Raw genomic sequence first — 19,236 nt, 5'->3', positions numbered from 1 at the left:
ATAAAAAAACCTACATCAATAAGGTTTTATAAACTCCTAAAAACAGGTTTAGGACTAACTGGTTGCTCAAGGATCCCGCAAGCGGGCGTGCTTTCCTAACCACGACTCATCCTTTCTAATTGAATAGCGTTGAGTTTATTAAACATTTTATCAATGTAGGCAGTATTTTACTTTTGTTATTTTAAAGAACTTTTTTCTTATCTATAAATGCTCGTCCAACAATTGGTTGAGCACAGCTATTTGTTTCAATACTTCTGCGTCTTCACTTTCTTGGGTAATGCGTTCAATCTCTAGCTTAGAAGCAAACTGCAAGGCACACATTGCCAATACATCTTGTTTGTCAGCTACCGCATAGCTCTGCTCGAACTTTGCGATCAATTCGTTAATGGTTTTAGCAGCCTTTCGCATCCCCTCCTCTTCTATAGTACTCTGCACATTTAAAGGATAGGTTCGACCTGCAATTACAACATTAACTTTTAACTTTCCCATGTAAAGAACGTTTTTAGGTACTCAAGAGTTTGATACATTTATCAATCTCTCTGACCAAAGCATTTATTTTGAGTTTTGTTTCTCTCGTGTTTTCGTTACTGCCTTCAATAGTTTTGGCAATTTTCAACAAATTCAATTTCTCTTCCTTTGTATTTAATTCTTGCTCTTTTTCTTGTAATAAACGTTGTAACCTTGCATTGTTCTCGAATAAAATTCGATTTTCCTCCTTCAAAAATTCATAGTTGGACAACAACTCCTTGAGTCTATCTTCCAGTAAATGAATTGCTTCTTGAGTGTTACTCATTAATTTCTCCGAATAAAACTATTTCTACAAAGTTATCAATAACCTTGAATTTAACAAAATTTTTACAACATTTTCAAAGTAACCTCGGTTTCAAACGATTACAGTTTTAACTTAAATTTTCTAAATTTGTTGTAAAACTATTGCCATTTTGAGATTTTACCTTATTATTTTTTTTGCTTTTATAAGCCAATTGAGCCCGGCCCAAAAGAGTTATCCTACAGACTACTTTGACCCTCCGCTGAAAATTCCCATAGTACTTGCCGGTACTTTTGGAGAGTTGCGAAGCAACCACTTTCATTCGGGTATTGATATAAAAACGCAAGGAAAAGAAGGACTCCCTATTTACGCAGCTGCCGACGGTTACGTTTCAAGGATAAAAGTAGGCCAATACGGTTTTGGTAAGGCTCTGTATCTAAAACACCCCAATGGGTATTCAACGGTATACGCCCATTTGCAAAAATTTGCTCCTGCCATCCAAAAACACGTTAAGAAAACACAGTACGCAAAGAAAAAATACGCCATTGGGAATCTCTTTCCCAGCCAAGATATGTTTCCTGTAAAAAAAGGACAACTCATCGGTTACGGAGGAGACACCGGAAGTTCAGGTGGACCACACCTACACTACGAAATCAGAGAAAGCAAAACGGATCGTATTATCAATCCCTTATTGTTTGGCCTCCACCCAAAAGATACCATTGCACCGCTCATCAAATTCTTGCTTGCCTATCCTATGGATATTGCGTCAAGAGTGAATAACGGAGCCAGTAAAACAGCCCTTCCTCTCAAAAAAACAGGACCGGGTACCTATCGTACAAATCCTATCACTGCCAGCGGTGAAATAGGTTTTGGGCTCGCTGTTTTTGACCGACTCAACGGCGCTTCGAATAAAAACGGTGTGTACAGTATTGAAATGAAGGTAAACGGACAAACGGTGTATTATCACGATGTGGAAAGCTTTACATTTGCGGAAAGCAAATACATCAATCTCCATATCGATTACCCTTATTATAAGAGCTACAAACAACGCGTTCAAAAAACCCACAAAGTTACGACCAATAGACTGAAGCTCTACAAAACTCTCGTTAACAATGGAGTTATCACCATCTCACCAGAACAAAATTACAGCATTGACATCATTGCAAAAGATATTGAAAACAACAGCAGTACCATTCACATTCCTGTAAAAGGAGTTGCCGCCAATGCCGTATTTACCCAAAAGGACACTACGGCTTTTAAAATTAAAGCAAACGAGTTTATTCGATTTCAGGACAAAAACGTTCAGGTAGCCTTCCCGAAAAACACCTTTTACGAGGATTGCTTTATTGATTTTTCCGTCGAAGAAGGAGTGGCCCACATACACAACACTACGATTCCGTTAGACAAGAGGTATACCCTTACTTTTGAGACGGGCTACTTATCAGCACTTCAAAAACAACAGGTATACATCGCCAATGTCAATTATCCTAAATACCCAAGGTATGTCTCTACAAAGAAAAAACTAGACAAAGTATATACCTCCACCAAAGCACTAGGAAGCTACACCTTGAAGTTTGACACGAAAAAACCTACAATTCAACCGCTCAACTTCTACAACAAGCAATGGATTAGCAAGAATAAAACCCTAAAAGTTAAAATCAAAGATCGCCAGTCGGGAATACGCAGTTTCAAGGCAAGCATTGACGGTGAATGGATTTTAATGGAATACAATCACAAAAGAGGTATTTTGACCTACGATTTTAGCGATAAAAAGTTGGTTGGCAGCAAACATATCTTTAAAATTGTAGTCGCGGACAACGTCGGGAATACCAAAACCTTAAAAGCGACGTTTTTTAAAAAGTAAAACCTTTCATTTTGAACAAACTAATCATATTACTCCTATTTCCTTGCGTACTTTTTGCTCAGAAAACAGCAACCGTCAAAGGAATTATAACCGATGCATACAACAACCCTATTGAAGGTGTTGCCATTAGCTATCTGAACGAAGGAACGACAACCAATGCCAGTGGATTTTACGAATTCCGAATTCCCATCCGAAAAACGGTGACCGTTACCTATAGCCATGTATCGTTTAAGAAAGTGGTCAAAAAGTTTACTGCACGTGGAGTAAAGACCTTTACCTTTTCACCTAAATTAAAAGCGTTGAATGAAAAGCTCAACGAGGTTGTTGTCAAAAACAAAAACAAAGAGGCCCAAGGAATCACCACGATTAAAGTAAAAAAAGTACAAACGCTACTCGGAGCTAATGCCGGAGTAGAAAATGTACTAATGACCTTGCCAGGAGTGAGCAATAATAACGAATTGAGTACCCAGTACAACGTTCGTGGAGGTAATTTCGATGAAAACCTCGTATACGTCAATGGGATTGAAGTTTACCGCCCTTTTCTCATACGTTCAGGACAGCAAGAAGGTTTGAGTTTTATCAATACACACATGATCCAAAACATCAACTTTTCAGCTGGTGGATTTCAAGCGAAATACGGTGATAAATTGTCGTCCGTTTTGGACATTACCTATCGCAAACCTACTGAGTTTGGCTTGCAGGTAGACCTGAGTATGCTCGGAGGAAGTGCTACTTTTGAAGACAGTTATTACAACGATCGCCTCAGTGTGTTGGTTGGGCTTCGCTATCGCGACAACAGCCTGTTTGTAAACAGCAAACAAACAGAAGTAAATTTCAGGCCTCAGTTTACCGACGTTCAGTCGTTTTTGAGCTATCGTCTGAATGATAAATTACAATTGAACTTTTTGGGGAACTTTTCGTTAAACGAATACAATTACCAACCACTAACGCGCAGAACCCGTTTTGGTACCTTGGCCAATCCGTTAGAGCTCATCGTGTTTTACCGAGGTCAAGAGCAAGATCAGTTTAAAACCTTATTCGGAGCCTTATCTGCTGATTACCAAGTAAACGAGGATATTAAAATAACCACTACAATTTCTAGTTTTAACACCCAAGAAGAAGAATACTTTGACATTGCTGCCGCTTATAATTTAGGAGAAGTAGATAGTAATATCGGTTCTGAAAACTTTGGAGAAGTACAATTCTCACAGGGAATTGGATCGCAAATAAACCATGCCCGTAATGATTTGGATGCCTTGATCAATTCTGTTCAGGTTCGTGCCACTATCAAGGACGGCCAAAACGAATGGCGCGCAGGAATCAAACTTCAAACCGAAAATATCAAAGACCGCATTAATGAATGGGAAGTCATCGATTCATTAGGATTCAATGTACGTCCGCCTCATCATAGCATCAATGATCAGCCCTACCAACCTTTTACTGGGCCCATTGAACCTTTTCAGAACGTCAAAGCTCAAAATACCATTGATATTACACGTCTTTCAGGATTTACCCAGTTTAGCAGACAAACCCATTGGGGTGACCACAAAATTTGGTTTAACGCAGGGGTTCGCGCTCATTACTGGCGCGTAAAAACTGCACTGCAAGCAAGTAAGAGTCACGTTACTTTTAGCCCTAGAGCTCAATTTGCGATCAAACCAGATTGGGAAAGCGATATGATGTTCAGGATTTCTGGAGGTTGGTATGCCCAGCCCCCTTTTTACAAGGAGTTACGCGGTTACGACGGTACTATTAAGCCGGAAGTACAGGCTCAAGAAGCCATACATATTGTAGGTGCTAACGAGTACAGTTTTGTACTTTGGGATCGACCATTCAAACTCATTAGTGAACTCTATTACAAAAACCTAAGTCAGGTAAATGCCTATTCGGTTGACAATGTCCGTATTCGATATCGTGCTGACAACCTAGCCAAGGCCTATGCTTATGGTTTAGACATCCGCTTAAACGGTGAATTTGTTCCAGGGAGCGATAGTTGGGTGAGTTTTGGGTATTTAAAAACGGAAGAAAACATCAATGGACAAGGCTATATAGCCCGTCCTACAGATCAACGCTTAAAGTTCGGAGTATTGTTTCAGGACTACGTGCCAAATTTACCCGATTTAAAGGCCTATTTAAACATCGTTTACAATACTGGACTACCAGGAGGTGCTCCAGCCTATTCAGACGTATATCAATTCCAAAGTAGGCTCAATGACTACAAGCGTGCAGATATCGGAGTCTCTTATGTATTGGCCGATGCCAACAAAAAAAGTACTGCAGGTTTTTTACAGCATTTTAAAGAACTCACCATTGGACTCGAATTATTCAATGTGTTCGATATTCGAAATGCCAATACCAATACTTGGGTACGTGATGCCTACAGTAAACGCCAATACGGTATACCGAATTATATGACGGGTAGAGTCCTGAATGCGACCGTAAAAATGAAACTCTAAGTATATGATGAAAACAGCTATGACAGCAGTTGTATCGCTGGGATTATGCCTGGGAAGTTCACAAAAAAACAGTTATGCAAAATACGCTGTTCCCAACGGTGAACTCCGTTATAAAATAACCTTCCCACTACTCGAAAATCCGGTGCATCAGAAATTGTATTTCAGTAATTACGGAGCTTCGCAATTGGTTGAAATGATCGACTCCACAAAGCAATTTAAAACCAACTTGATCCTTTTAAAGAACGACAGTTTAGCCCATGTTTTTATGAATGATTCTGACTTTGTAAGCGCGGAAAACTCACCAGAATTTGCACACGAGAAGGTTGTAAATTCCCTAGCTTGGGCTAAAGCGCACGACGGTGCTGTCATTACAAAACAAAAGGACACGCTCTTTCAAGAAAAAAACTGTTCCTATATCGAATTTCATTTGCAAACAACAGCCATGAAAGGCTTTGTAATTTACTATCGAGACATTCCGTTAAAAATAAAATATCCATGGGATACTGGAATGGTAGAAGAACTCGTATTAACAGCTATGAAAATAACCACCGCTCCACCTGCTAAGCTTGTAAAATATCAAAAGGCAATCACTGCTAACCAAGACTGATTTAAAAATTATGAAACGTCCCACCTCTGAAGCGAAGAGAATCATATTATTAGATGTATATCGAGGTTTTGCCATTTTTGGCATCTTTGTCGTCAATATTGGTATCATGAACTCGACTTTTTTAAATCAAGACGTGTTTGCGTTGCAATGGACCAGTGCTCTAGACCAAGGGATCGCCACGCTATTACAACTGTTTTTTTATACAAAGTTCTTCCCTATTTTTTCCTTACTCTTCGGAATAGGCATTGCTATGCAACTGATAAAACGCAGCGATTCCACGGCAAAAAAAACTAGCTTTTTTTATAGACGCATGGGAATTTTATGGGGCTTCGGACTTTGCCACATCCTCTTTCTATGGTCAGGGGATGTGATCCATCTGTACGCCATTATCGGACTGGTTATGCTGCCTTTGGTTCATCGCTCTAACGGGCTTTTACTCCTCACATCGGTCTTGCTTTTGCTCTTTCCGTATTACGATCCCTTATTTGCAAACCTCTTTGATCTACTAGATTACCACCCTGAACACTACCTTAAAGAACACACGGGAGCAAGTGTGCGCACACTCATAAGAAATGGAAATTATACGGCTGGCATGCGACTCAGAATCTTAGAATATTTTAGTAATTTACCAATGTTATTGGGCTTTCTTGGGCCGATTGCCTTGAGTATGTTTTTACTAGGTATATACCTCGGTAAAAATCAACTTCAATACCGACTGAAACCATGGCTAAAACAAATCAGCATTCCGATGTTAATAGGTTTGGTCAGCACCAGTGCTTACCGCTACTATTTCTTATTCCACTTGCTCGGCCATAAGCTCGACCTCTATCGTTTATACAGAGAATACTTCGTAAAACTCATGGTTCTCTCCGATGTATTTACAGGCCTTTTTTACCTGTGGATTATTGGCATGTTGTGGTACTACACGCCGTTAAAAAAAGTTTTGAGCATATTACAATTCCCCGGTCGAATGGCTTTGACAAACTACCTAGCACAAAGCCTAGTTGGTCTTATCCTCTTTTCATCGATAGGATTTTCACGCTACGAAACTTTTGCTCCATCGGAAACTTTTGCAATAGCCTGCGCAGTCTTCTGCTGCCAAACAGTGGTGAGTTGGTTTTGGCTACGCCATTACAATTTTGGCCCGTTAGAATGGGTTTGGCGCTGCTTGAGCTACGGTAAATTACTTCCCCTTCGCAAGCGACCAGAAGTAGTTCAACAGGAAAACAGTTAAAAAGCTATCAACCTTTAGGCAGATTTCGAATAAAACGCCTCTATTAGTGAGCACTCACCCTAGGGCATTGCCTAAACCCCACATCTCATTATCAAGGCTAACTAGCCCTCCTTTTTTAAGGCTTTTTCGGCTACGGTAATCTTAAAAGCAGGTTATCAGATTGTTAGACACCACCAACATTATCCTGAGGAAAATTGTATCTTACTCAAAAAAAAAACATGCACATAAGAAAAGCTCGAAGTACAGAGGCCGAAGAACTGAGTACGTTGGCACTACTTTCGAAAGCCTATTGGGGCTATACGGAAGAGCAACTCGACAGTTGGCGTGAAGATTTACGTATTACTCCAGCCTATCTAAGGCAACATACTGTATACGTAGGTGAAGTTCAAGAGAAACTCATCGGGTTTTACGCTTATTGTTCACTTTCGGAAAGCAGCGTCGAACTCGACTTCCTTTTTGTAAGTCCGACAGCTATTGGTAAGGGCTATGGTCAACGCTTGTTACAACATTGTTTAAACAACCTACAACAACAGGACTACCAAACGGTCGAATTACTTGCCGATCCTCATGCAGCCTCGTTTTATACCAAAAACGGCTTTACTACCGTCGCACTAATTCCTAGCTCAATTCCTGGCCGACAGCTTCCGAAAATGACATGTAACCTATAATAATACAAAAAGCCCCCAAAATTACCTGTGCAATTTTGGGGGCTTTGTCAATTTATAACTACTAGGGTTTAGGCACCCTTGTTTGACGATTTTCTCATAACCAACCAAACACCGATCAATACTAAGGGAATACTCAGTACTTGTCCTGTATTCAGCGGACTAAAAATCCAATCTTCTCTTCCTTCCGCTTGTGGCTCTTTGAAAAATTCAATTACAAAGCGTAACGACCACAAAACGATCATAAACACTCCAAATAAAAATCCTGTTTGATTTTTCTTGTCTGTTTTCCAATAAAAATACCTCAACAAGAAAAAGAGCGCTAAATAGCTAAATGCTTCGTACAACTGCGTTGGATGACGTGGATCGGGGCCACCGGTTAGTTTAAAAATGACTCCATAGCTCGACTCAGTCAATTTACCGTAGATTTCAGAATTAAAAAAGTTCCCTAAACGAATAAAAAATCCTGCCAGAGCCACCATGATACCCAATCTATCCAAGATAAACAACCACGGTTTTTGCAAATGTTTTTTCGCATAAAAATACAAGGCAATCGGAATTGAAATAGCCGCTCCATGACTGGCAAAACCTGTAAAACCGGTAAACTTCCAACCGTTGATCAAACCAAACAAAAAGGAAGCTCCTTCTTGTTTCTTGATAGGTAAAACTATCTCAATGAGGTTATTCTGATAATGTTCCCAACTGTAAAAAAACACATCTCCCAAACGCATCCCTATGAGCATAGACACAAATACGTACATAAATAGAGGATCTAATTTTTCTACGGGTACTTTGTCTTCGATATAGATTTTTTTCATGAGGTACAGGCCTAACAGGAATGCACACACAAACATTAAACTATACCAACGAACTCCAAAACCAAAGATTTTAAAAATCTCTGGATCAGTGTCCCAAACTACGGATAAAAAATTCATTTACTTATTTCTTTAATTTTGTTTTTACTTTCTTTTCAGGCACCGGATCGTACCCTGAACCTCCCCAAGGATGGCAGCTAAAAATTCGCTTTAGTGCCAACCAACCTCCGTAAAAGGCTCCGTGTTTTTGCAGAGCTTCCAAAGTGTATTGTGAACACGTTGGTGAGTACCTACAAGTAGCAGGTGTAAACGGAGAGATTGCTGTTTGATAAAATCGAACTAACAAGATAAACGGATAGGCTACTATTTTTTTCACTAGTTGATGGTAAAAGTGGTTCCTTCTCTTCCGTCTTTCAACTGGATTCCCAATGCCAATAACTCATCGCGAATCTGATCGGACAACGCCCAGTCTTTATTTTCACGAGCTTCTTTTCTCAACTTGATCAAAAGTTCTACAACACCTTCAACCTTACCTGCACTTTGCTGGGTATTTTCATCAATCAATCCTAAAATATCAAAGACGAATACTTGCATGGTCTCTTTTAACAGGTCCAAATCAGCAGCTGTACTGCTCGCTTTTTTATCTTTTAAAAGGTTGATAAACTTCACCGCTTCAAAAATATTAGCAATCAAAATTGGCGTATTAAAGTCGTCGTTCATGGCATCGTAACACTTCTGTCTCCAGGCAGCCACATCAAAATCACTCGATTTTCCAGGGGCTATACTCGCCAAGGACTTCACTGCTTCCATCAGTTTCTGATATCCTTTTTCAGAAGCCAACAAGGCCTTGTTTGAAAAGTCTAAAATACTGCGGTAATGTGCTTGCATGATAAAGAAACGCACTACACCAGCGCTAAAGGCTTTTGGCAAGATTTCGTTGTCTCCTGTTAAGATTTCTTCTGGAAGGATGTAGTTCCCTGTTGACTTTGCCATTTTTTGACCGTTTAACAACAGCATATTGGCATGCATCCAGTAATTTACGGGTTGTACTCCTGAACAGGTGTGTGACTGAGCAATTTCACATTCGTGGTGCGGAAACTTTAAGTCCATTCCACCTCCGTGTATATCAATTTGCTCTCCTAGATACTTCGAACTCATCACGGAACACTCGAGGTGCCATCCTGGAAATCCATCGCTCCACGGTGATGGCCATCGCATAATATGTCGGTCATCGGCTTTTTTCCACAAGGCAAAATCCTGAGGATTTTTCTTATCAGACTGTCCGTCTAAGGCTCTGGTATTGTGAATGGCATCTTCAATAGTTCTACCCGACAAAATCCCGTAGTTGTGGTCTTCGTTGTACTTCAACACATCAAAATACACAGATCCATTAACTTCATAAGCAAATCCTTTGTCCATGATTTCTTTGATCATTTCAATTTGCTCGACGATATGTCCGGTAGCAGTAGGTTCGATACTCGGTGGCAAAAAGTTGTACTTCGCTGCCACGGTATGAAAATCTACTGTATAACGCTGAACGACCTCCATAGGTTCGATCTCTTCTAATCGGGCTTTTTTAGCAATTCTATCCTCTCCTTCATCGGCATCATTTTCCAAGTGACCGGCATCGGTAATATTTCGTACATATCGCACTTTATAGCCCAAGTGCAACAGGTATCTAAAAACCATATCAAAGGACATAAAGGTTCTGATGTTTCCTAAATGTACATTGCTGTATACCGTAGGACCACAGACGTACATCCCTACTCTTCCTTCGGTTACAGTGGTAAAAAGCTCTTTGCTTTTTGATAATGAATTGTAAATTTTAAGTTGGTTTTCTTTGTATAATTCCATAGAAAAAGTGACTATTAACAGATGCTAAAGATAGGCACTTTAAAAAGAATAGCGAAATGGAATGCAGAGGAAGTTTAAAATAAAAAACAAAGAAAAAAAGGGGAATTATCGCAAGGTCAGTTGAGTGAGTTTCCCCTGAATTTCAATGCTTTTATCGGCTGTTTGAATTTTAAAACTTCCGTTTACCTTTTTCGATGCTCCGCTTCCCAACGAAAATTTTATCGACGAAGGAGAACTGTAATGCTGTATCGGTTGCGTTGAGCTGTACTCAATCTCCTTTTGCAAGCCAGTAATGGCAATGGTGGCCTCTCCGAATTTCAGACCTATCACAACATCGGTAGCTGTGGGCTGAATTTTCAGAACATTTAGCTCTCCAAAATCGTTAAACAGCGCTACGTTATCTGCCAAGTTGAGTACCTCAATACGAGAAGATCTTCCGTTAATTTGTGCATTGGTAACCGATGCTATTTTAGCATCGGTTACGTTATTTAAGAACAAAGAACAAGCATTTAATGACTCTATGCTCACCGGAGCAAAAGAAACGTCTAATTTCCCGCCGTCAATTGCTTTTGCTTTTAAGGTTCCATAGCTAACTTTCCCATTGGCCTTCGTTTTTGGCAACTTCACCTTACAGTGACGTGTATTTAAATCGAAGGTGGCGTTTTTAGGTACTTTTACCGTGATTTTCTTCGTTATTTTCACCTTTTTGCCATTTACAGTAAACTCGTTGGGCCCTACAAAAGAAAAACTAATATTGGTGTTTTTTAAGCTTTTTTGCGCCTTAGCCAAAGCCTTTTCAATCTTTTCTTTGTTCAATTTTTTCATGGCTACTCTGGCCTCTAACATCGCTTTTTTATGCGCCAATTGGTGTTTTTTACGATGTACAGCCAATGCCTTTTTGTGTTCTAAAAGTGCTTTTCTGTGCTTTGCTCTACTTTTAGCAATGGCTCTTTTTTGCTTTTTGAGTTCTAAAAGACGCTTTTCGTGTTCTTTTTTGAATTTTTTGTACTCTTTCGTCTTTTTAAATTCTTCCCACTCCTTTTTTGACTTGATGCTGATATTATTCACGCCGTCCTTCCAGGTAAAAAAATACGAATCTCCATCGTGTTCATACTTGTCAAAATCGAAATCTAAATCTTCTAAATCTGGAATAGCAATTTCGTCAAATTCAATTTCAGGAATCTCAATTTCCGGGATTACTACAAAGTCCTGATCGAAATCTTCGTTTATAACAATCATATTCGATGACGACAGCTCTCCCATATCGTTCATATTATAGAATGTCACACCGTGTTCACCAGTACTCCAAGAATTTCCAGAATGGGCTTCGATACTAACTTTTGACTTGTTGCCAAGCGCTTCAAAATCCCATTGTTTTATATAGCGTTCAGCTTCTTTTTTATCAATTCCTTCTACCGTAATGGTGGCTTCGACGGCTACCTGATTTTTGTTCCAGGTTGTCACCGCTATTTCAGCATGAGACGCGTCAATTTCAATAGCGACGTCTTTGTTCGTTTTAAAATCTTCTTTAAATGTCTTTGTTGTTTTTTGGGCAACTACTCCCGTCGTCAACAGCATACTGCAAATGAGCAGTCTAAATGGATTGCATTTCATTTTGAATTGGTTTTTTAAATTCTTCTAATTGTTTTTGCATGCGCTTTAACAGCTGAACGCGCAGTTGCAAATTCCCAATCAATGCATTGATTATATCATTATTGACTCCTTTGGTATTGAGCTCTTTGGTCAATAATTTATACTCTTTGGTCAAGTCACTTAATTGCGACAAATAACCATCAAATAATTCTTTATTACTCTGGGTCAATTCGAGTTTACTCAACTCGTAATTAATGGTGTTTGTGTAATACGATTCTATCGTTTTGAGTTCAGGCGAAATACTCCCCAAACTAATCGGATACTCTTCACTTGCACTCGACTGTACGGGACTCGGGTCAAGGGGTAAGCTGGTTGTCAGGCTTCGGTAATACCCGGTGATGGCCAAGGCTACCACGAGTATCGATGCCGCCGCGTACCACCAAAGATTGGATGTCCTTTTGCGCTTTGTTGGGGTACTGTGGAGTTCCTCCATTAACTTTTGTTGAAATCTCGCACGATGCCCCAAAGAAACTTCTGTAGTTTCTGAGTGTTCTTCCTTCATTATTTCACGTATATCTTTATGCATAATGCTTCTTTTTTAAAATTTGTTGTACTTGTTTTCTTCCACGCATCAGTTGCGTTCTCGACGTGACTTCTGAAATCCCCAGAATCTGACTAATTTCACTGTGGTCGTAGCCTTCTAACAAATACAAATTTAACACCACTTGGTATTTTGTACTCAATTCACTGATGGCCTTCACCACATCCGCACGTTGAATATGGGGAGCCACTTCCCAAGTATCGTGATACGCTGATTCAGTGATTTCTTCATTGATGCTCACCAAGGCAATTTTTTTCTTTTTTAAACTGTCTATACTTTGGTTGACTACAATTTTCTTTAACCAGGCGCCAAAACTCACCTCCTCTTTATACAGGTGTATCTTTTTAAACGCCTTGATAAACGCCTCCTGCATTACATCTTCAGCCTCAGCTACCTCTTTAACGTAACGAAGTGCAACTGTATACATAGCTTGGCTGTACCTGTCGTACAATTGCATTTGTGCTTTGGCGTCGTTTAACTTACACGCCTCTATGATCGTTTGATGTAGCTGTTTGGTCTCGCTCATTTTATCTAAGTTACCCTAAAGACGATACTTTTTTAACCGCGTTGCATTTTCTGAAAAATTTTCTTTTTAAATTTACATTTATATTTGTTTTTAGCCTATATGACCAGTAAAAAGAAATCAGCCCTTAGCGAAAAAGAAGGCGTTGTACCTCCACCAACCACTAATAAATCGGCCGCCAAAAAAATTAAATTACGCAGGCGTTCGCAACCTACTGTGGACGAATTTGTAACACAAATTTGTGCGGGGAACATTACCTATTTAAGCAAGGCGATCACTTTAATAGAAAGTACCAATCCTAAACATCAGGAAAAAGCCAATCAAATTATCGAAGCTTGTCTTCCCTTTGCGAACAATTCTGTACGTATTGGAATTACAGGAGTTCCAGGTGTAGGAAAAAGTACGTTTATCGAAGCATTAGGACTGGCTTTAACGGCGCAGTCACACAAGGTAGCTGTATTGGCTGTCGACCCGAGTAGCTCGGTAAATAAAGGTAGTATTTTAGGCGACAAAACCCGTATGGAGCAATTGGTTACCGATCCAAACGCGTTTATCCGACCTTCTCCTTCGGGAACTTCACTAGGTGGCGTAGCACAAAAAACCAGGGAAAGTATAATCCTTTGTGAAGCTGCTGGCTACAATCATATTATTATAGAAACCGTGGGTGTGGGGCAATCTGAAACTGCGGTGCATTCTATGGTCGACTTTTTCTTGTTGCTAAAACTTGCAGGAGCTGGTGACGAATTGCAAGGTATCAAGCGAGGAATCATTGAAATGGCCGATGCTATCGTGATTAACAAAGCCGACGGCGACAATGAAAAACCCGCTAAAATTGCCAAAGTGGCTTTCCAAAGGGCCTTGCACTTATACCCTCCAAAAGACAACGGATGGACCCCGAAAGTACTGCTTGCGAGTGCGCTGCACTTTAAAGGGATCGACGAAATTTTGGCCATGATCAACACCTATATGCAACAGGCACAAAAGGACGGATACTTTCAAGAAAAAAGAACGTCACAAAATAGTTATTGGCTACTAGAAACCATTGAACAACAACTTAAAGCAAGCTTTTACAACAGCCCTCATGTTCCGGAAGCATTACAAAACGAAATCGAAAATTTAGAGAACGGCAGTACCACGCCTTTTAATGCTGCCAAACGCTTGTTAAAGCTGCAACAAGCATCAAAAAACACCTAAGTCTTTACAAATTGAGGAACCCCTCACGCTTTTCCTTAAAATCTAGTATATTTAGAACAAAAAGACATATGAACGCAACAGCACAAGAAACTATTAGTTGGCAAGACTTTACCAAAGTGGATATGAGGGTTGGTACGATTGTAAAAGCAGAACTCTTTAAAGAGGCTCGCAACCCAGCCTATAAAATGGAGATTGATTTTGGAGCCCTCGGAATTAAGAAGACCTCAGCCCAAATTACTGCTCTTTACACTCCTGAAAATTTACTTGGCAAACAGGTAGTAGCGGTCGTTAACTTTCCGAAAAAACAAATCGCAACTATTATGAGTGAATGTTTGGTTTTAGGTGGCTTAGGAGACGACAAAGAAGTGACACTACTCAATCCGGAACGACCGGTAAAAAACGGCACTAAAATCGCCTAAACTCACTAGTACTAAAGTGCTTCTTAGGAAGTACTTTTTGCCGTATTAGATTCGGTATCGTGTTCAGCGACCACAAATTCGCCCCAAGCGGCAATCGACTTTAACAAAGGGATTAATGTTTTCCCAAAGTCCGTTAAACTATACACTACTTTTAAGGGTGGTTTGTTGGTATAAACGGTTCTCAGCACCACGCCATCTTCCTGTAATTGTTGTAATTGTAAACTCAGCGTTCTTTCGGTCACGCCTTTCATTTTTTTGCGGAGCTCATTATAACGCAAATCTCCCGCAATTAAATAAAAGAGAATCACCGTTTTCCATTTACCACCAATAATCCCCATAGTTACACTGGTGCAACAAGGATATTCTTTACCTTTTATCGTATACATATTACCGTTCTCAACATTTTGATACACAAAGGTATAAAAACCCAAGAAACTATACTAATGATAGTATCGCTAAATCTGTACTCAAAATCCTAGTTCCTTAAAGTTTTCCAGTGCTATTTCACGATAAAAATCCTGCATTTTTTCAAAGGGAATTTCCGCCTCCGCCTGACGTGCTAAATAAGCTTTTTCGCCGAGGAGTACTTTTGACGTTCTCACAAAATAAAACAGGCGAGCGTGCGAATACAACTCCTGTTGTAAGGCTGTTTTCAAATACTCTGCAGTAATTTTAGGCACAAAATTAATCGTGAATTTCTCATCCGTATTCCCGCTGTAGAGCGACAATAGTTCTCCGAGTTGCCCTTCGAAAAAAATGTTCTTACTCACAATTAATCTACTATCTAGGTATACCTTTTGTATGCCTTCAAGAATTGAACGGTCCAAAAAGTCATCGCCCTCTGCTGTATAATCCTCTCGGTATTTACGCAGGTAAAATACCCACCCCTTTAATCCTTCTACATCTGATTTGATTTGAACTCGAATAATTTTCAAAACGCTGAATTGACTGGTAGGTAACCAGTGCATCTTTTTCTCTGAACTCATAGTAGGTGATCAATTAAATTTTGACAAAATGAGGAATGTTACTGGTAATTAAAACTCCTAAGTTCCCTGTCCAGTCAACATTCTCTTAAAGGTATCATTTTTTAAGCACTTCCCCAAAAAAGCTTCTAATTACCAAATCATTAGCATTGAACACTTCGCTCATAAGCACTTACAACTCCCGATACAAAACCCACTTTTTTTCAAAAAAACTAAAAAAAAATGCAATAGATTTACAATAGCTCGTCTTTATAAATGAAAGCATGAAACAATCGCTGGTTTATGAGTGTCAAATCGGAAAATAGAAAAAAGCTTACGCACTTCTTCAACAAGGAGTACCAGTCGCTGAAGCATTATGTAGCTTCCAGGGTATCGGGTACCATTGATGCGGAAGATGTAGTTCAGGATGTTGCCTACAAGCTCTTTTCTGGTGCCGATAGTTTTGCCTCGATCAACAATGTAGCACAATTTGTATATCGCTCCTTGCGAAACAAAACCATTGACCTCCTCAAAAAACCCAAAAGAGAGTTACCGCAGGCCACGGACTCCTCTCTTAGCCTTGAGCAGTTCGATAGCTTAGCCACCGAATTTCATTTGGACAATGAAGAAACCTACTTACTCCTAAAAAAGCATATCCTTGCTTTAAAACCGATGTATCGGGATATTATTTGGGCAGTAGATATCCAGGGCTATAGTTATCAGGAGCTTTCACTAGAACTCGGTGTTCCTCAGGGAACCCTCATGTCACGACGACACAGAGCTTTAAGCATTTTATTTACAGAACTTTCAAAAAATTTAAATCCGCAAGTATGACCTCATTTAAATCAAAACTCAACAAAAATACTCCGCTCGTCATTGTCGGGAAAGTCATTTTCGGAGCTCTTGCCATCACCGCCTTTGTATTTACCTTTGGTTACGGTATTCAATGGCTTTGGAACTGGTTAATGCCCGACTTATTTGAATTACCTACCATCAGCTATTGGCAGGCCATTGGACTCTTTATTTTGAGTAGAATACTGTTTAGCTCTGGCAATTTTTGCGAGCGTAGAAAACGCGAACGCTGCACCCCTAAACAAACAGAACGCAGTGATTGGGTAGCTAAACTCCGTCACTATTCTGACAGTGAAGAATGTGAAGACTGGAAACACTATGACGAATTTTGGAAACACGAAGGTAAAGAAGCCTATAAAAACTTTGTGGAACGCTCTCAACACAAAGAAAACTAACTACAAAACCAACTAAGTACTATGAAACTTTTTATTTTAAAAACGAATATCAATAACTCCAATGATTTTGAGTCGATTGCTCCTAATTTTATGGAACAAGAAGGAATTCTGGACTGGTCAGTAGACTTGGAAGACAGAGACAAAGTACTCCGAATAGAAGCTGCAGATGAACTCGAAGAAAACGACATCATCAACATGGTTACTCAGCAGGGATTTTTATGTGAAGACCTGGTGTAAACTACTTATTGAGCTCACTGCTTTAGGATCATACTTTTTTAGTGAGCTCTTCCGTTGTTTCCAACAAGGGGATATTTTGAAACACAAAACCGTGTAAAACCCAGGTTATAAACTCTTTACGCTTTTTAGTAAAATCAATAGTTTAGGTGACTTAAAAAAGCTAACAAGTAGTAACCAATAGGAACTAGGTGTTTACAAATGTTTTCAGACCACTAATAGAAACAGCGTCAACTCAGTGGTTATTACTTATGACAACTACACTCCAAAAACTTCCGACAGCTAACTTCAACCCCTTAATTATCAACATATTCAAAACTACTTTTGAGTCAATTCAAATTCTCCGAAATCTAATTTCCCTTCTTTATCAATCCATTTTACACTCAATTTTAAGTGATTTATCCATAAGGTATCAATTGCCAAGCTTGGTGGTACTTTCTTCAAATCAAATGCTTTCTCGATTTTTCTTACCTTAAAAGTTTTCAAATCCATAATTGATACCAATACATTATCTTCATCTCCTTTGGCTATCAAAAATCCTGATTTTTGGTCTTTTATTAATGGATACATTAGGACCACACCTTGCTTCTCCTTAGCAACTGGCAACACTAACGAGAATTTACACGCTGTACCACAAGCTTTTGTATAAACAAAGCTATTTCCTATTTTTGTAATATCTCTATCTATAACATCTAGATATAAACTATCCTTACTATGGTTCATAAATTTGTCGACGATCCCCCAATGAAAAATACCATACCCTTTTTTGTTACTCACAAATTTTAAAATCGTATCATTATTTTCATACAAAACCTCGACTTCTCCAGAGTTTTTAACCGTACCCTCCTCTTTACTACTATTGATGCTATTTTTAGGCTTACAACTTAAAAAGGATAACACTAGTATGGTTATCAAAGTATGATTTCTCATTACTTGAATTTATAGGGTTTAATTTTTATGTTAATTTCAAGAACGCTGACTTCCTGATATTTTTAAACTTTGATTGCGTATTATCTAATCTTATTCAACACTGGATAAAATTCGTGTAGGAGCGGGGCCACAAGTACATACTAGCACTAGCCATTAATCTGACATACTTGCGCCATCAGGGGAAGTTTCGTTGACAAATTCTGTTAATAAATCTAAGACTTTATTGATCGCTTTTTTTTCATCTCCATTGCACAAAATATGCAAAATATAACTCCCCCAATGTAGACTAAAATTTCTCCCTTCTTTATTTTCCAACCAACCATGGAAATCATTAAGAACATCCGTTTCACCACTTTCCTCTTTTCCCATACCGTACCCTATTAAAAAAGAAGTTAAGCATTCATAGGAATCTTTATTAGGAATTAACATATCTCTTCTTTCTTTGAGATATTTTATAATAGTTTTAAAGTTACTTCTCATAATATTACTTAAAAAATAAAAATATTTTGCCGACCTATCTTAATACAGACCTGTTATCGTTCCTACATTTCTTTTTATTTGTCTTACGATTTACCTTATCAATAATTTCTTTCCCTTTACATTAGGACAACTTATCAAATATTTCTGACGAGTGGGGTTTCGCTGCTATCTGATTTCTAGTTTACAATGTTACTTTTCACTGTTCTCTGATGACACGAATACGACACAGTGACTCGGTATCGGGGTCTATTCTATTAACTGTAGCTCGTGATTTTCTCATCAAAAATTCTAAACAATTGTGACTCCTTAAGCACCTAAAAAAACAAAAACACATTGAATATCGACAAAGTACTCCTCCCCCCTCTCTCTTACCTCAGCATTCAAAACTAAATCACTCTCACCTTCCTCTTTTGTATAAAGGTCTATGAGCACATTCCAATATTCGCCATAATCCATAGAAACCGATGAACTCCAAGTTTCGTCTGGAAGATCAATTAGTTCTTCTCCATAATCTTCGATGTACTCTTTGATTTGTTCAGCAATTTCATTTGAAATTGGATTCACATTTTTTACACCTGAACTTAAGTGATAATCCTTATGTACAAAAGCGTTTATGATTGCCTTAAAACTAGCTCTCCATATGTGTGGAACAGGGAGTTCTTTTTCCTCATTTTTTTCAACGTTAACTTCATTCAATTAATCAATCAATTTTATGGTACTTTTTAATGACAATTTCTATCACGACGTTCATCTGACATAAAAACACTAGAGCATTTGCTATCCTGATGC

The 19,236-nt window shown here is 38.9% G+C and carries 23 protein-coding genes and 1 other RNA gene; 10 read left to right on the top strand and 14 right to left on the bottom strand.

Annotated features, from left to right (window positions below; genetic code table 11):
- Positions 1 to 30: 30 nt before the first annotated feature.
- The 3 genes from ssrS to ACXAG7_RS18990 form a co-directional block, all read right to left on the bottom strand.
- A non-coding RNA gene (ssrS, locus tag ACXAG7_RS19000) (6S RNA) lies at positions 31 to 135 on the bottom strand.
- A gap of 66 nt (positions 136 to 201) precedes the next feature.
- Positions 202 to 489 carry a cell division protein ZapA gene (locus ACXAG7_RS18995; RefSeq protein ID WP_408044454.1) on the bottom strand — a complete coding sequence of 96 codons (288 nt, stop codon included), beginning with the start codon at positions 487 to 489 and terminating at the stop codon, positions 202 to 204.
- A 13-nt stretch (positions 490 to 502) separates the two neighbouring features.
- Entirely contained in the window at positions 503 to 793 is a 291-nt protein-coding gene (locus tag ACXAG7_RS18990) for a hypothetical protein (protein WP_408044455.1), read from the bottom strand.
- 148 nt (positions 794 to 941) lie between these two features.
- Here ACXAG7_RS18990 and ACXAG7_RS18985 point away from each other — a divergent pair, with 148 nt between their 5' ends.
- The 5 genes from ACXAG7_RS18985 to ACXAG7_RS18965 all read left to right on the top strand — a co-directional run bounded on the left by ACXAG7_RS18985 (position 942) and on the right by ACXAG7_RS18965 (position 7,598).
- Entirely contained in the window at positions 942 to 2,633 is a 1,692-nt protein-coding gene (locus tag ACXAG7_RS18985; protein ID WP_476667804.1) for a M23 family metallopeptidase, read from the top strand.
- Between the two features lie 8 nt (positions 2,634 to 2,641).
- A complete protein-coding gene (locus ACXAG7_RS18980) occupies positions 2,642 to 5,089 on the top strand; it encodes a carboxypeptidase-like regulatory domain-containing protein (RefSeq protein WP_476667811.1) in 2,448 nt (815 codons plus the stop codon).
- A gap of 4 nt (positions 5,090 to 5,093) precedes the next feature.
- Positions 5,094 to 5,696 (top strand): hypothetical protein, encoded by a 603-nt coding sequence (locus ACXAG7_RS18975; RefSeq protein WP_476667803.1) that lies wholly within the window; start codon positions 5,094 to 5,096, stop codon positions 5,694 to 5,696.
- Positions 5,697 to 5,706: 10 nt separating this feature from the next.
- Complete coding sequence (locus ACXAG7_RS18970; protein ID WP_476667802.1) at positions 5,707 to 6,930, top strand: DUF418 domain-containing protein; 1,224 nt, start codon at positions 5,707 to 5,709, stop codon at positions 6,928 to 6,930.
- A 218-nt stretch (positions 6,931 to 7,148) separates the two neighbouring features.
- Complete coding sequence (locus tag ACXAG7_RS18965; protein ID WP_476667801.1) at positions 7,149 to 7,598, top strand: GNAT family N-acetyltransferase; 450 nt, start codon at positions 7,149 to 7,151, stop codon at positions 7,596 to 7,598.
- A gap of 68 nt (positions 7,599 to 7,666) precedes the next feature.
- Here the strand turns inward: ACXAG7_RS18965 and lgt are convergent, their stop codons facing one another.
- The 6 genes from lgt to ACXAG7_RS18935 all read right to left on the bottom strand — a co-directional run bounded on the left by lgt (position 7,667) and on the right by ACXAG7_RS18935 (position 12,984).
- On the bottom strand, positions 7,667 to 8,530 hold the full coding sequence (gene lgt / locus ACXAG7_RS18960) for a prolipoprotein diacylglyceryl transferase (protein WP_408044460.1): 864 nt from the start codon (positions 8,528 to 8,530) through the stop codon (positions 7,667 to 7,669).
- A gap of 4 nt (positions 8,531 to 8,534) precedes the next feature.
- Positions 8,535 to 8,786: a membrane protein insertion efficiency factor YidD gene (gene yidD, locus ACXAG7_RS18955; protein WP_408044461.1), complete on the bottom strand. Its 252-nt coding sequence runs from the start codon at positions 8,784 to 8,786 to the stop codon at positions 8,535 to 8,537.
- Positions 8,786 to 10,264: a cysteine--tRNA ligase gene (gene cysS, locus ACXAG7_RS18950; protein ID WP_476667800.1), complete on the bottom strand. Its 1,479-nt coding sequence runs from the start codon at positions 10,262 to 10,264 to the stop codon at positions 8,786 to 8,788. Before cysS ends, yidD begins: the two co-directional genes overlap by 1 nt.
- A 105-nt stretch (positions 10,265 to 10,369) precedes the next feature.
- Positions 10,370 to 11,878: a hypothetical protein gene (locus ACXAG7_RS18945; RefSeq protein ID WP_408044463.1), complete on the bottom strand. Its 1,509-nt coding sequence runs from the start codon at positions 11,876 to 11,878 to the stop codon at positions 10,370 to 10,372.
- Positions 11,859 to 12,443 carry a hypothetical protein gene (locus tag ACXAG7_RS18940; RefSeq protein ID WP_408044464.1) on the bottom strand — a complete coding sequence of 195 codons (585 nt, stop codon included), beginning with the start codon at positions 12,441 to 12,443 and terminating at the stop codon, positions 11,859 to 11,861. The genes ACXAG7_RS18945 and ACXAG7_RS18940 overlap by 20 nt, the downstream gene beginning before the upstream one ends.
- Positions 12,436 to 12,984 carry an RNA polymerase sigma factor gene (locus ACXAG7_RS18935; RefSeq protein ID WP_476667799.1) on the bottom strand — a complete coding sequence of 183 codons (549 nt, stop codon included), beginning with the start codon at positions 12,982 to 12,984 and terminating at the stop codon, positions 12,436 to 12,438. The genes ACXAG7_RS18940 and ACXAG7_RS18935 overlap by 8 nt, the downstream gene beginning before the upstream one ends.
- A 99-nt stretch (positions 12,985 to 13,083) precedes the next feature.
- On the opposite strand from ACXAG7_RS18935, the gene meaB reads away from it, so the two are divergent.
- Positions 13,084 to 14,175 carry a methylmalonyl Co-A mutase-associated GTPase MeaB gene (meaB, locus tag ACXAG7_RS18930; RefSeq protein WP_476667798.1) on the top strand — a complete coding sequence of 364 codons (1,092 nt, stop codon included), beginning with the start codon at positions 13,084 to 13,086 and terminating at the stop codon, positions 14,173 to 14,175.
- Positions 14,176 to 14,243: 68 nt separating this feature from the next.
- Positions 14,244 to 14,594, top strand: a complete 351-nt coding sequence (locus ACXAG7_RS18925) for a tRNA-binding protein (RefSeq protein ID WP_476667797.1) — start codon at positions 14,244 to 14,246, stop codon at positions 14,592 to 14,594.
- A 23-nt stretch (positions 14,595 to 14,617) separates the two neighbouring features.
- On the opposite strand, the gene ACXAG7_RS18920 is transcribed toward ACXAG7_RS18925, so the two are convergent.
- Complete coding sequence (locus ACXAG7_RS18920; RefSeq protein WP_408044467.1) at positions 14,618 to 14,980, bottom strand: winged helix-turn-helix transcriptional regulator; 363 nt, start codon at positions 14,978 to 14,980, stop codon at positions 14,618 to 14,620.
- 81 nt (positions 14,981 to 15,061) lie between these two features.
- A complete protein-coding gene (locus tag ACXAG7_RS18915; protein ID WP_476667796.1) occupies positions 15,062 to 15,580 on the bottom strand; it encodes a hypothetical protein in 519 nt (172 codons plus the stop codon).
- A 279-nt stretch (positions 15,581 to 15,859) separates the two neighbouring features.
- Here ACXAG7_RS18915 and ACXAG7_RS18910 point away from each other — a divergent pair, with 279 nt between their 5' ends.
- The 3 genes from ACXAG7_RS18910 to ACXAG7_RS18900 are packed head-to-tail and all read left to right on the top strand — an operon-like array spanning position 15,860 to position 17,040.
- On the top strand, positions 15,860 to 16,390 hold the full coding sequence (locus tag ACXAG7_RS18910) for an RNA polymerase sigma factor (RefSeq protein WP_408044469.1): 531 nt from the start codon (positions 15,860 to 15,862) through the stop codon (positions 16,388 to 16,390).
- Positions 16,387 to 16,803: a hypothetical protein gene (locus ACXAG7_RS18905; protein WP_476667795.1), complete on the top strand. Its 417-nt coding sequence runs from the start codon at positions 16,387 to 16,389 to the stop codon at positions 16,801 to 16,803. The genes ACXAG7_RS18910 and ACXAG7_RS18905 overlap by 4 nt, the downstream gene beginning before the upstream one ends.
- 21 nt (positions 16,804 to 16,824) lie before the next feature.
- On the top strand, positions 16,825 to 17,040 hold the full coding sequence (locus tag ACXAG7_RS18900; RefSeq protein ID WP_408044471.1) for a hypothetical protein: 216 nt from the start codon (positions 16,825 to 16,827) through the stop codon (positions 17,038 to 17,040).
- Between the two features lie 315 nt (positions 17,041 to 17,355).
- Here the strand turns inward: ACXAG7_RS18900 and ACXAG7_RS18895 are convergent, their stop codons facing one another.
- The 3 genes from ACXAG7_RS18895 to ACXAG7_RS18885 form a co-directional block, all read right to left on the bottom strand.
- On the bottom strand, positions 17,356 to 17,967 hold the full coding sequence (locus tag ACXAG7_RS18895; protein ID WP_408044472.1) for a hypothetical protein: 612 nt from the start codon (positions 17,965 to 17,967) through the stop codon (positions 17,356 to 17,358).
- Between the two features lie 153 nt (positions 17,968 to 18,120).
- Positions 18,121 to 18,447, bottom strand: a complete 327-nt coding sequence (locus tag ACXAG7_RS18890; RefSeq protein WP_408044473.1) for a hypothetical protein — start codon at positions 18,445 to 18,447, stop codon at positions 18,121 to 18,123.
- A gap of 306 nt (positions 18,448 to 18,753) precedes the next feature.
- Complete coding sequence (locus ACXAG7_RS18885) at positions 18,754 to 19,143, bottom strand: DUF7668 domain-containing protein (protein ID WP_476667794.1); 390 nt, start codon at positions 19,141 to 19,143, stop codon at positions 18,754 to 18,756.
- Positions 19,144 to 19,236 lie beyond the last annotated feature (93 nt).

The organism is Tenacibaculum sp. AWR4_210 (genome assembly GCF_056160945.1).
Note: the sequence above shows the minus strand (reverse complement) of the source record. Positions and strands in the feature narration are given on the sequence as shown.

Bases quoted from the DNA above. Each gene is read 5' to 3' on its own strand.
- ACXAG7_RS18915 (WP_476667796.1), bottom strand. From the start codon at position 15,580: ATGAGTTCAGAGAAAAAGATGCACTGGTTACCTACCAGTCAATTCAGC.
- lgt (WP_408044460.1), bottom strand. From the start codon at position 8,530: ATGAATTTTTTATCCGTAGTTTGGGACACTGATCCAGAGATTTTTAAA.
- meaB (WP_476667798.1), top strand. From the start codon at position 13,084: ATGACCAGTAAAAAGAAATCAGCCCTTAGCGAAAAAGAAGGCGTTGTA.
- ACXAG7_RS18940 (WP_408044464.1), bottom strand. From the start codon at position 12,443: ATGCATAAAGATATACGTGAAATAATGAAGGAAGAACACTCAGAAACT.
- ACXAG7_RS18925 (WP_476667797.1), top strand. From the start codon at position 14,244: ATGAACGCAACAGCACAAGAAACTATTAGTTGGCAAGACTTTACCAAA.
- ACXAG7_RS18890 (WP_408044473.1), bottom strand. From the start codon at position 18,447: ATGAGAAGTAACTTTAAAACTATTATAAAATATCTCAAAGAAAGAAGA.
- ACXAG7_RS18970 (WP_476667802.1), top strand. From the start codon at position 5,707: ATGAAACGTCCCACCTCTGAAGCGAAGAGAATCATATTATTAGATGTA.
- ACXAG7_RS18975 (WP_476667803.1), top strand. From the start codon at position 5,094: ATGATGAAAACAGCTATGACAGCAGTTGTATCGCTGGGATTATGCCTG.
- ACXAG7_RS18995 (WP_408044454.1), bottom strand. From the start codon at position 489: ATGGGAAAGTTAAAAGTTAATGTTGTAATTGCAGGTCGAACCTATCCT.
- ACXAG7_RS18935 (WP_476667799.1), bottom strand. From the start codon at position 12,984: ATGAGCGAGACCAAACAGCTACATCAAACGATCATAGAGGCGTGTAAG.
- ACXAG7_RS18920 (WP_408044467.1), bottom strand. From the start codon at position 14,980: ATGTATACGATAAAAGGTAAAGAATATCCTTGTTGCACCAGTGTAACT.
- cysS (WP_476667800.1), bottom strand. From the start codon at position 10,264: ATGGAATTATACAAAGAAAACCAACTTAAAATTTACAATTCATTATCA.
- ACXAG7_RS18965 (WP_476667801.1), top strand. From the start codon at position 7,149: ATGCACATAAGAAAAGCTCGAAGTACAGAGGCCGAAGAACTGAGTACG.
- ACXAG7_RS18900 (WP_408044471.1), top strand. From the start codon at position 16,825: ATGAAACTTTTTATTTTAAAAACGAATATCAATAACTCCAATGATTTT.
- ACXAG7_RS18895 (WP_408044472.1), bottom strand. From the start codon at position 17,967: ATGAGAAATCATACTTTGATAACCATACTAGTGTTATCCTTTTTAAGT.
- ACXAG7_RS18990 (WP_408044455.1), bottom strand. From the start codon at position 793: ATGAGTAACACTCAAGAAGCAATTCATTTACTGGAAGATAGACTCAAG.
- ACXAG7_RS18945 (WP_408044463.1), bottom strand. From the start codon at position 11,878: ATGAAATGCAATCCATTTAGACTGCTCATTTGCAGTATGCTGTTGACG.
- ACXAG7_RS18905 (WP_476667795.1), top strand. From the start codon at position 16,387: ATGACCTCATTTAAATCAAAACTCAACAAAAATACTCCGCTCGTCATT.
- ACXAG7_RS18910 (WP_408044469.1), top strand. From the start codon at position 15,860: ATGAGTGTCAAATCGGAAAATAGAAAAAAGCTTACGCACTTCTTCAAC.